Annotated in this window: 5 protein-coding genes; 1 reads left to right on the top strand and 4 read right to left on the bottom strand. The window is 55.9% G+C overall.

Annotation, left to right across the window (positions count from 1 at the left end; all coding sequences use genetic code 11):
• Positions 1-66 precede the first annotated feature (66 nt).
• Complete coding sequence (gene amiC / locus N2K86_RS17480; protein ID WP_089601161.1) at positions 67-1,320, bottom strand: N-acetylmuramoyl-L-alanine amidase AmiC; 1,254 nt, start codon at positions 1,318-1,320, stop codon at positions 67-69.
• A 227-nt stretch (positions 1,321-1,547) separates the two neighbouring features.
• Here amiC and argA point away from each other — a divergent pair, with 227 nt between their 5' ends.
• Positions 1,548-2,879, top strand: coding sequence for an amino-acid N-acetyltransferase (argA, locus tag N2K86_RS17485; RefSeq protein ID WP_260659442.1), 1,332 nt, complete (start codon positions 1,548-1,550; stop codon positions 2,877-2,879).
• Positions 2,880-2,914: 35 nt separating this feature from the next.
• On the opposite strand, the gene recD is transcribed toward argA, so the two are convergent.
• The 3 genes from recD to ptrA are packed head-to-tail and all read right to left on the bottom strand — an operon-like array spanning position 2,915 to position 11,153.
• A complete protein-coding gene (recD, locus tag N2K86_RS17490; protein WP_260659443.1) occupies positions 2,915-4,735 on the bottom strand; it encodes an exodeoxyribonuclease V subunit alpha in 1,821 nt (606 codons plus the stop codon).
• The gene (recB, locus tag N2K86_RS17495; protein ID WP_260659444.1) at positions 4,732-8,274 is read right to left on the bottom strand and encodes an exodeoxyribonuclease V subunit beta; all 3,543 of its coding nucleotides are present in this window, start codon (positions 8,272-8,274) and stop codon (positions 4,732-4,734) included. Before recB ends, recD begins: the two co-directional genes overlap by 4 nt.
• The gene (ptrA, locus tag N2K86_RS17500) at positions 8,271-11,153 is read right to left on the bottom strand and encodes a pitrilysin (protein ID WP_260659445.1); all 2,883 of its coding nucleotides are present in this window, start codon (positions 11,151-11,153) and stop codon (positions 8,271-8,273) included. Before ptrA ends, recB begins: the two co-directional genes overlap by 4 nt.
• Between the last annotated feature and the right edge of the window lie 9 nt (positions 11,154-11,162).

Below are 11,162 nucleotides of genomic sequence, written 5' to 3' on the forward strand. Positions count from 1 at the left end.
CCCTTAAGGGTGTTTTTTTGTATCTGTCGTTTGTGAATTTGCCGGGCGAGTACCCGGCCAAAATTTCTACCCGCGCCGCGCCAGCGTCGCCCCGTCAGAGAAATACGCACGAATCCCTGCCAAAATCGACTCCGCCACTTCCTGCTGGAATTTAGCGGTCTTCAGCTTACGCTCTTCTTCCACGTTGCTGATAAATGCGGTTTCGACCAGGATGGATGGAATATCCGGCGCTTTCAGTACCGCAAACCCGGCCTGCTCTACGCTGTTTTTATGCAGCTTATTGATATTGCCCAGCTTGCCCAACACCGCTTTGCCAAATTTCAGGCTATCGGTGATGGTTAATGATTGCACCATATCGAACATGGTGTGGTCGACGTAGCGGTCGCCACTCTTGCCCACGCCACCAATTAAGTCCGAGGCGTTCTGCGTATCCGCAAGGTATCTTGCCGCAGTACTGGTCGCCCCTTTGGTCGAGAGCGCAAAAACCGATGAACCACTCGGTTGGCGACTGGTAAAGGCATCGGCATGGATGGAGACGAACAGATCCGCGCGCTGCTTCTGCGCTTTCGCCACGCGTACTTTCAGCGGAATAAACACATCCTCATTACGCGTCATGTAGGCGCGCATATTGCCTTCTTTATCAATCAATGCCTTCAGGCGACGGGCGATCTGCAGCACCACATCTTTTTCACGAGTGTGATATTTCCCGACGGCACCGGAGTCTTCCCCGCCATGGCCGGGATCGAGCATGATCACAATAGGACGATCTCGCCCGGCTTTACCCGGCTGTGGGCCGCTTTGCGCGGGCGGAACCTGACGTTCGAGATCGCCTTTGTTGTAATCCTCCAGAAGCGCCAGAAGCGGATCCTGGATGTCCGTTGCGTTGGCGGGATAAAGATCCATCACCAGACGCTCTTTAAACGTTGCTACCGGCGCAAGCGCAAACAGTTGCGGTTTCACGTTCTGCTTCAGTTCAAACACCATACGTACCGTCTGCGGATCAAACTGACCAACGCGCGCTGACTTGATAAAAGGATCGTCACCTCGGATCTGCGCTGCCATCCCCTTAAGCACGGAATTGAGGTTTACACCTTCGAGATCCACGACCACACGTTCAGGATTGCTGAGGGCAAATTGCTTATATTTCAGCACGCGATTGGATTCGACCGTCACGCGCGTATAGGTCGACGACGGCCAGACGCGCACCGCCACCACCTGGCTTGTGGCAGCAAGACCGACCTGACTGACGCTAAGCAACCACATTGCCCCGGCCCCTTTTAACAAACGGCGGCGGCTTATTGCTGAATTGGATCCCGACATGCTTCTCCCGAGCAAGAAAACGAACTGATATACAAAATGTCCAGATTGACCGAAAACTTTAACGAATGACGCATAAACTGTCATCTATAAAAGGGTAAACAATCATACGTTAACGCACGGATTACTTATTCTTTTCTGTGTGTCGCGGAAAATTTAGGCTTGCACACGCGGCCATAATCGAATAAAAATACAGAAATTACGAATAAGCATTCATTAAGGGTTGTGCCATGGTGAAGGAACGTAGAACCGAACTGGTCCAGGGATTCCGCCATTCTGTTCCTTATATCAACGCCCATCGGGGGAAAACGTTCGTCATCATGCTCGGCGGCGAAGCCATTGAGCATGAAAATTTTTCAAGTATAGTCAACGACATAGGCCTGCTGCACAGTCTCGGCATCCGTCTGGTTGTTGTGTATGGCGCACGCCCGCAGATCGATGCCAATCTGGCCTCTCATCAGCATGAGCCTATTTATCACAAACATACCCGCGTGACGGATGCAAAAACGCTTGAACTGGTGAAACAGGCTGCGGGTCTGCTGCAGCTGGACATTACCGCCCGCCTGTCGATGAGCCTGAACAATACGCCGCTGCAGGGTGCGCATATTAACGTCGTGAGCGGTAACTTCATCATCGCTCAGCCGCTTGGCGTGGACGATGGCGTGGATTATTGCCACAGCGGTCGTATTCGTCGTATCGATGAAGAGGCCATTCACCGTCAGTTGGACAGCGGTGCCATCGTGCTGATGGGCCCGGTCGCTGTTTCTGTAACGGGCGAAAGTTTTAACCTGACGTCTGAAGAGATTGCCACCCAGCTTGCTATCAAGCTGAAAGCGGAAAAAATGATTGGGTTTTGTTCCTCACAGGGTGTCGAAAACGATGAAGGGATGATTGTGCCTGAATTATTTCCCAACGAAGCGCAGGCGCGCGTTGAAGAGCTCGAGGAAGCGGGAGATTACCACTCAGGCACCGTGCGCTTTTTGCGCGGAGCAGTAAAGGCCTGCCGCAGCGGCGTGCGCCGTAGCCACCTCATCAGCTACCAGGAGGACGGCGCCCTGCTGCAGGAGCTGTTCTCCCGCGACGGTATTGGTACGCAGATTGTGATGGAGAGCGCCGAGCAGATCCGTCGAGCCACCATCAACGATATCGGCGGCATTCTGGAACTGATTCGTCCTCTGGAACAGCAGGGTATTCTGGTGCGTCGCTCACGCGAACAGCTGGAGATGGAGATTGATAAATTCACCATCATCCAGCGCGATAACCTGACCATCGCCTGTGCCGCGCTCTATCCGTTCCCGGAGGAGAAGATCGGCGAAATGGCCTGCGTTGCCGTGCATCCTGACTACCGCAGCTCTTCGCGCGGCGAGATGCTGCTGGAGCGTGTGGCAGCCCAGGCGCGCCAGATTGGGCTCAGCAAGCTGTTTGTTCTGACGACACGCAGCATTCACTGGTTCCAGGAACGCGGCTTTACGCCGGTCGACATTGATTCACTGCCGGAAAGCAAGAAAGAGATGTACAACTATCAGCGTCGTTCAAAAGTGCTGATGGCTGACCTGGGATAATATTGCGCCCTCACCGTCCGGTGAGGGCGTTTTACTTAGAGGGACTCGAAAATCGCGCTTAAGCCGCTTCGACGTTCCGTGCGTGCGGCAATCGCTTGTACCAGAACGCGTTCATCGGTATAAAGCGACAGCCGCTGACGCGCGCGGGTAATGGCGGTGTAAATCAGCTCTCGGGTGATGACGGGCGACAGCTGCGTAGGCAGGATCAGCGCCGCATGATTAAACTCAGAGCCCTGGGATTTGTGTACCGTCATCGCCCACGCCGTATCATGCTCGGGCAGGCGGCTTGGCTGTACGGACTTCACGCTTCCCTCCGGCATCATGAACCAGACGCGCAGCCCCTGACCGCGATCAAGCGCAATTCCGATATCCCCATTAAACAATCCCAGCGCGCTGTCATTGCGGGAGATCATTACCGGTCGCCCCTCGTACCAGCGCGAATGCGGTAAACGGTTGATTTTACGCTTCTGCGCCAGCAGCTGTTCCAGCCTGTCGTTTAGCCCACTGACGCCAAATGGCCCCTCCCTCAGCGCACACAGCAGCTGATATTCGCCGAACGCGGCAATGACCTGCTCCGGCGTATTATGCTGTTGTACACAGGTCAGGAAGTGCTGATATCCCTCCAGCGCGTCATCCAGCATCGTCTGATACTCTTCACTGTTTTGCAGCGATTTTTTCTCGATGTCGGTAAAGGAGCCGTCAAAAACCACGCGCGTGCTGTGCCGATCGCCACGGTTTACCGCAGCAGCCAACTGACCGATGCCGGAGTCGCTGCCGAAACGGTAACTTTTTTGCAGCAGACACAGGCTGTCGCGCAGCGCACCCGCTACCGGAGAGTTATCAGGTTCGAGCGCGCAGCCGGTCAGGCGTGCCAGCTCCTGAGCACGCGCTGCGGTATAGCCAAAACTGGCGTAGGTGCAAATATCCCCCAGCACTGCTCCGGCTTCCACAGAGGCAAGCTGATCGCGATCGCCAAGGAAAATAACCCGCGCGTGAGGCGGCAGCGCATCAATCAGCCGCGACATCATCGTCAGGTCGATCATTGAGGCTTCATCCACCACCAGCACGTCCAGATGCAGCGGGTTGCCGGCATGATATCGCAGCCGCTGGCTGCCCGGCTGTGCGCCAAGCAGACGGTGTAAGGTGCTGGCCTCATTGGGGAAAAGTGCAAGCTGCGCCTCGGTAAGCGGCAGTTTTTGCAGCGCCCCACCCAACGACTCCGTGAGTCGAGCCGCGGCTTTACCGGTAGGTGCGGCCAGCCGGATACGGCATTTCTGCTCGCCAGATAGCTGAATCAGCGCCGCGAGGAGTTTTGCTACCGTGGTGGTTTTCCCCGTGCCCGGTCCGCCAGAAATTACCGAAATCCGCCGCGTTAAGGCCACGGCCGCCGCCACTTTTTGCCAGTCGATGGCCTCGCCCGAGCTAAACAGGCCATCCAGCGTTTGTCGAAGCTGCGCTTCATCACACGGAAGCGGGGCATTCGTTTCGCTGAAAAAGCGCGCCACCGTCAACTCGTTGCGCCACAAGCGGTTGAGGTATAAACGCTCGCCGGTCAGGATCATCGGCGTTTGCGTTTCAGCCCCGCTGACGGCGGGAGAGCGGAGTAATACAGCCTGCCAGTCCACTGATTCCCCCAGCAGAACGAAACAGGACTGCAATACCGCAGGCATTTGTTCATTCAGCACCAGACGCGAAAGCGGCAGGCAAACGTGACCTTCTCCTGCGTCTTTGCTGAGGAGAGCGGCAGCGAGCATCACCTCCGGCTCTTCGCCCGCCACCATCATGGCGAACTGAACGTCAAGGTGGCGCAGCACGCGTTGCTCCACGGCTTCCAGCAATAGTTCCAGCATCCTCATGCCATCTCCTCCGTGGTTGTGGCAAACAACTCATCCATCTTTTCTATCAATGCCGCGTCCGGGCGTGTGCTGAAAATGCCGGAGTGGGGATCCGTAGCGTCCACCCCGCGCAGGAAGAGATAAATAACACCGCCGAAATGATCTTCATAACGGTAATCGGCAATGCGGTGGCGCAGATAGCGATGCAGCGCCAGAGTATAAAGCTGATACTGCAGATCGTAGCGATGCTGCTGCATGGCTGCTGCCATCGCGTCTTGCGTGTAGGCGTCGCTGCTGTCACCCAGCCAGTTCGATTTGTAATCCAGCAGGTAGTAACGCCCTTCGTGGCGGAAAACCAGGTCGATAAAACCTTTTAACATCCCCTGAACCTGGCGGAAGTTCAAGGGCGGGCAGCCAGCGGAAAGCGGATCGTACTCACGGATCAACGCATCAAGCGCATCGGCTTTAAGCGGGCTGGCGATAGGGAGATAAAACTCCATTTCCACCTGTTTGTCTTTGGCGGTCAACTGGCTGAGCGAAATCCTCTGCTGCGTGAGCGGTGCCTGCAAAATCGCAGTGACCCAGTCGGTGAGGACGGGCTGCCATTTCTCGTCAAAGCCGCCGCTCTGGAGCATTTTCAGCACCCACTCCGTAGAAACCGGCTGGGTGAAATCCAGTTCTTCAAACAGGCTGTGTAAAAAGGTGCCGGGTGACGCGCCGCGTGGGAACTGATGCGGAGTCAGGACAGGCTCAGGAAGGACCTCCCCCACTCCGGCGGCATCCACATCCAGCTTCGGCATCAGATCCTGCGCAATGCTCTGCCCGTGCTGCTGTAAACCGGAGTAACTGGTTACGCGCCAATCGTCAGCGAGAGTTCGCTGGATTTGCCGGGCATTCAGATCGGCAACAGGCTGCTCCGGCATCTGCCAGCGGCTGTTATCCGGCGATGAGGGAATAAGCAGAGCAATATGGTCACCACACAGCGCCTCAATGCACTGGCGCAGGCCTGCCGCATCTTTTGGCTCTCCGAGCTGAATAAGACGTCCCAGCGCGCTTAAATGGAAATCGGTCTCTCCTGACTTTTCACCACGGCGACGGAACAGCGGCGCAATGCCCAGACTGCAGTGCCAGACCGAGCGGGTCAGCGCCACGTAGAGCAGGCGTAAATCCTCTGCCAGACGCTCAGCCTCCGCCAGCTCAACGCTGGATTCCGCTTTACTGAGATCGAGCACGGCTTCAAATGAGTCACGGTCGTGGTAAAAGGCCTGGTCCTGCACGCGATAATTGGCGATAAACGGGAGCCAGACCAGCGGATACTCCAGGCCTTTAGATTTGTGAATGGTGACGATCTGCACCAGATGCTTATCGCTTTCGAGGCGCATCTGCTGACTGGATGAATTACTGTTCGGATCGGCAATCTGCTGTGACAGCCAGCGCACCAGCGCATGCTCGCTTTCGAGCTGCGTTCCCGCTTCCTGCAACAGCTCGCTGATATGCAGAATATCGGTCAGGCGGCGCTCACCGCCTGCCGTGGCGAGCATATTCTCCGCAATCTGACGCTTCGCCATCAGTTCGCGCAGCATGGCCATTACGCCGCGTTTTTGCCAGCGTTCCCGGTAGTGGGCAAACTCTTCCACGACGTTATCCCAGGCTTCCTCATCGTTGTTAAGCGCGTCAATATCACGGGCATTCAACCCCATCATTGCGCTGGCCAGGGCGCTGCGAAGCGTGCTTTCACGCTCGGGGGCCAACACGGCCTGCAGCAGCCATAGCATCTCCTGAGCTTCCAGAGTTTCAAAGACGCTGTCGCGATTCGAGAGATAGACGGACGGGATATTGAGCAAGGTCAGCGCATCGCGTACCAGCGCCGCCTCCTGGCGGCTGCGCACCAGCACCGTAATATCGGATGCCTTGACGGGGTTCGCCTGCTTCCCTCGCCATAACACGGCTTCGCCACGCGCTCCGGCACTCAGCCAGTCGCGGATCTGTGCGGCGCAGTGTTGCGCCATCGCACTTTGATAATCCCCAACGCCGCAGCCTTCACCGTCGAGCAGCCAAAGGTTCATGGCTGGCTGAGCCACGCCATTGAGCTCAAAGCGCAACGAGGCGTTTTTTTCAGCAAACTTAACCGGCTGGAAAGGAATTTCCCGGAACATAAACGCCGCGTCCATCTGCTTAAAGAGCGTGTTGACGCTTTCCACCATGCCCGGAGCGGATCGCCAGTTAGTCTCTAAGGTGTAATGGGCTGCAACTTCGCTACGAGCCTTCATGTAGGTAAAAATGTCGGCGCCACGGAAGGCGTAAATCGCCTGCTTCGGATCACCGATTAACAGCAGCGCGGTGTTGGGCTGCTGACGCCAGATACGGCGGAAAATGCGGTACTGCTGGGGGTCCGTATCCTGAAACTCATCGATCATCGCCACCGGAAAACGCGTGCGGATTGCCGCAGCAAGCGCTTCGCCATTTTCACTGCACAGCGCGGCATCCAGACGGCTTAGCATATCGTCGAAGCCCAGCTCACCCCGACGGCGTTTTTCACGCGCCACGGTTTCACGGATTTCCGTCATAGCGCGGGTAATCATTAAGTCGTTAAGCGTTAACGGCTCAGCCAGTAGACTCTCGATGGCAACAAAAAGAGGATGCTCTGGCACGATGCCATCGGCTTTCGTCCGCTCGGTCAAAAAACGCTGGGAGAACTTTTCCAGAGCATCCGGAAGCTGGTAGCCTCGCGTCTCTTCCTGTGCCCAGGCGCTGATCTTGTCGATCCATTTGCCCTGATTGCCGCGGTTAAATTTTTTCCTGTCGATACCGGAGTTTTCGAGGATCGAGACAATTTCACCGACGGACTCATTCCACTTTTGCTTCAAGGTCGCAATTTGCGTGACAATCTTTTCATGGCGTGATGCCAGCGTTTCGTCCGCTGGCGGCGGTGATTTGATGACGGGCGCTTCCCCCTGCAGATAGCGATCGATAGCGCGCAAAAGCTCTTCAGGGCCTTTCCACAACGCATGCACCGCTTCGGCGATGTCACGTTGCAGGGGGTAACAGTGGCGACGCCAGAAATCTGCACAGGCCTGATAGCGAAGCTCAGACTCGTCTTCAATGAGCTGCTGTTCAAACAGCATGCCGGACTCAAAGGCATTCAGGCTCAGCATGCGCTGACAAAAGCCGTGGATGGTGAAAACGGACGCTTCATCCATTTGCCTTTCCGCCAGCAGCAGCCACTGCGCTGCCTGCTGCTTATCGGCAATTTCTTTCAGAAGGCTGGCGTAAAGCGGGTTATCGGTGCTCTGTCGCAGGCAAGCGATGCGCAGCTCGTGAATATTGGCACGGATTCGGCCACGCAGCTCGGCGGTAGCCGCTTCGGTGAAGGTCACCACCAGCAGCTCCTCCACGCTTAACGGACGCGGAAAAGCGGCAGTACCGCCAAGCCCTAACAGCAGACGCAGATAGAGCGCGGCGATGGTGTAGGTTTTTCCCGTTCCCGCTGAGGCTTCAATCAATCGTTCGCCCTGTAGAGGTAAACGTAAGGGATCAAGGGGCTCAGCGGTATCGGTCATTCTTTCTTACTCCAGGGCATTGATTGCTGCAGTGCAGTGACGCTCTTCCAGACTTTCCAGCCTTTCGGGTTTACGTAATCCGTTTTGCCATTTTGGCTACCGGAAACCTGAGACAGAATGGCGATCCCCTGCGGTTTAATCACCGCCTGATGGAAGAAGTCGGCAACCTTCTGAGGCGTCAGCTGTTTTATTTCGGCCACTACTTTATCACGCGAATCAAACTTCAGATTACCACGATCAAAATCTTTGCTCAGTTGAGAAGCTTCCTCACCCAGCGTTTGCGGTGCCTGCATCACCTGCGCAATGACCGCCTGCTGGATCTGGGCAAACTCGTCCGGCTTCATGGCGCGCAGTTTTGCTTCCGCCTGCGGGAAGAAAGCCTGATAGCGCTGCCAGAGGTAGGCAGGCTGTTTATCACTGCTTTGCAGCAGGAAGCCAAGACCCCACTGGCGGCCCACGTTCATGGAAAAGGCGAAGACCGCATAGCCAAGCTGCTCTTCAGTACGCAACTGGTTGTAGAACCACGGCTGGATGATTTGTCCGAGAACAGCACTCTGCGCAGAGCTGGCAAACTCATCATAACCGGTCGGGACAAATACGGCGGCCAGCGCGGAATCGGTGCTGCTACCCGCTTTTTCGAAAATCACATTCTGCTTTTTCTCAACCAGCACGTCCTGGTTGCGACACCACTCGTCACCTTTTGAACCCAGCTGTGTACGGACATTTTGCGCCAGGGTTTTAGCCTGATCTTCGCTCATATTGCCCACGATCAGGAACTCCGGGCGCGTATTGACCTTCAGCGCATCACGGTATGCCAGCACATCTTTTAATGAGATAGATGGCAAGAGCGCGCGGCGCTCTTCACGCTGGAAGTAAGGGATCTGCGACAGCATTTGCGCAGGCATAATCGCCATATCGTAGGCTTTGCCCTTCTCTGCGGAATCCATCATTTGCGCATACCAGGACTTGGCCTGCTCAAGCTGCTCTTGCGTTGGCGTGTAGCTGAAGTAGCCTTCCAGGAGCGCCTGGAACAGCTGCGGCAAACGCTGAGTATAGCCGTTGGCATTGACCATCAAGCCGTTATTGGCGTTGGTCGAGAAGCTTATCCCCCCGACGGCGGCCTGGTTGCTGAGCTGATCGAGTGCAATACCGGCCAGATAGTCATTGAGTGCAAACATCACCTGATTTTTAGCGCTATCCATCGCTTTCGGGTTACGCAGAACCACGCTGACATCGGCTTTTGGCTCACTTGCGAAGTAGCGGCTTGGGGTATAGACCACGCGCAGCGTTGGCTCATCAACGATAAGTTCCGGATGCGGGTACGCTTTTGTTGTTTTAATCAGCGAAAAATCGTCCGGGATGTAGGGATTCAGCTCCGGCAGTTTCAACGCAATCTCACTGGCTTTTTTCTGCCAGTCTGCAAAAGTTGGTTCGCTGATTTTATCGACCTGATAAGGCGCATCCACGAAATAGGCCGTTTTATTATGCGGCTCGTTCGGGCTGATGTACCAGATACGGGCGTTCTGCGGCGTCATCATGGCCAGACGCGCTTTCACCGCATCTGCGTCATACCGATCGGCGATATTGACCGCATCCAGCGTGTGTTCCACCGGCACGCGGATCATGGTATCCGCCAGCCACTCAACGTAATCCATGTCGCGCGTAATGGACGGGTAACGGAAATCGAGATCCAGTACATGTGCCAGTTCGTCAAAGTAGCGTTTATCGACGCCTTTCTCACGCAGTAATGAGAGATAGCTAAAGATGGCCGCAACCACCTCGTCACGGTTAGCCAACCCTTTATCCGTCAGGGTCGCGGAAATGGCCAGCACGCCGCTGTTGCCGTTCACGACGGGATCGGAATCTGCGCGAATACCTTCCACCAGCCCCTGTTTTTGCAGCCAGTCAGAGAGCGTGCCTGGGCTACGATTACCGATAATATAGGTTACCAGCTCGTCAGTTTTGCTGCGGAATTGCGCGGTGTTGTTATCAATGCGGAACTCAACGCGCAGCACTTTGCGCGGCATGGCAGGAACATAGTGGATCACGATCCCTTTCTGCGCATCCGTGACAACCGGAACGCTAATCTCCGGGAGATCGATGTTCTTATTTGGCACACGACCAAACGTCTGCGCCGCCATGCTCGCCAGCTGTGGCAACGGCTTGTTGCTGTAGATAACCGCTTTCATCAGGTTAGCGGAGTAGTATTTATCGCGAAACGCGTGCAGCGCATCAAGCACCGGGCTACCCGGTTTATCGCTCAGGGTTTCCAGGTTGCCGCCCGAAAAACGCGAACCTGGGTGCGCCGGGTTGATGGTTTCGGCACTCACCTGTGCCATACGCATACCGTCGCGGGTGCGGGCCAGGGTCAGCTCGGCGTTAACGGCGTTGCGTTCACGGTCAGCGTATTTTTTATCCAGAAGCGGCGCAGCAATCGAATCCGCCAGGCGGTCGACAGCCCCTTCCAGCGCATCGTTTTCAACTTCGAGGTAAAACGCGGTGCGGTACGGTGCCGTACTGGCGTTGTGACTGCCACCGTGCATTTTCAGGAATTCGGACAGGCTATCTGGCTGCGGGTATTTTTTTGACCCCATCAGCGTCATGTGTTCCAGATAGTGTGCCAGCCCCGGATGGGCCTCGGGATCTTCAAGCGACCCGACCGGCACAACTAATGCCGAGAGCGATTTCACCGCTTGCGGATCGGAAACGAGCAGCACGGTCATACCATTATCAAGGCGGATGGCCTGATACTGGCGGGTGTCTTTTTCGCTCTTACGGATAGTTTCCTGAACGGGTTGCCAACCGGAATCTGCCTGAGTGAAGGGGGCCCAAAGGGCGACAAACAAAACCAACGCTTTAAACAAGGTGCTGCCTGGCATTACGACCTC

The organism is Enterobacter mori (genome assembly GCF_025244905.1).
GTDB classification, from domain to species: Bacteria; Pseudomonadota; Gammaproteobacteria; order Enterobacterales; family Enterobacteriaceae; genus Enterobacter; species Enterobacter mori_A.

Bases quoted from the DNA above. Each gene is read 5' to 3' on its own strand.
- recB (WP_260659444.1), bottom strand. From the start codon at position 8,274: ATGACCGATACCGCTGAGCCCCTTGATCCCTTACGTTTACCTCTACAG.
- amiC (WP_089601161.1), bottom strand. From the start codon at position 1,320: ATGTCGGGATCCAATTCAGCAATAAGCCGCCGCCGTTTGTTAAAAGGG.
- ptrA (WP_260659445.1), bottom strand. From the start codon at position 11,153: ATGCCAGGCAGCACCTTGTTTAAAGCGTTGGTTTTGTTTGTCGCCCTT.
- recD (WP_260659443.1), bottom strand. From the start codon at position 4,735: ATGAGGATGCTGGAACTATTGCTGGAAGCCGTGGAGCAACGCGTGCTG.
- argA (WP_260659442.1), top strand. From the start codon at position 1,548: ATGGTGAAGGAACGTAGAACCGAACTGGTCCAGGGATTCCGCCATTCT.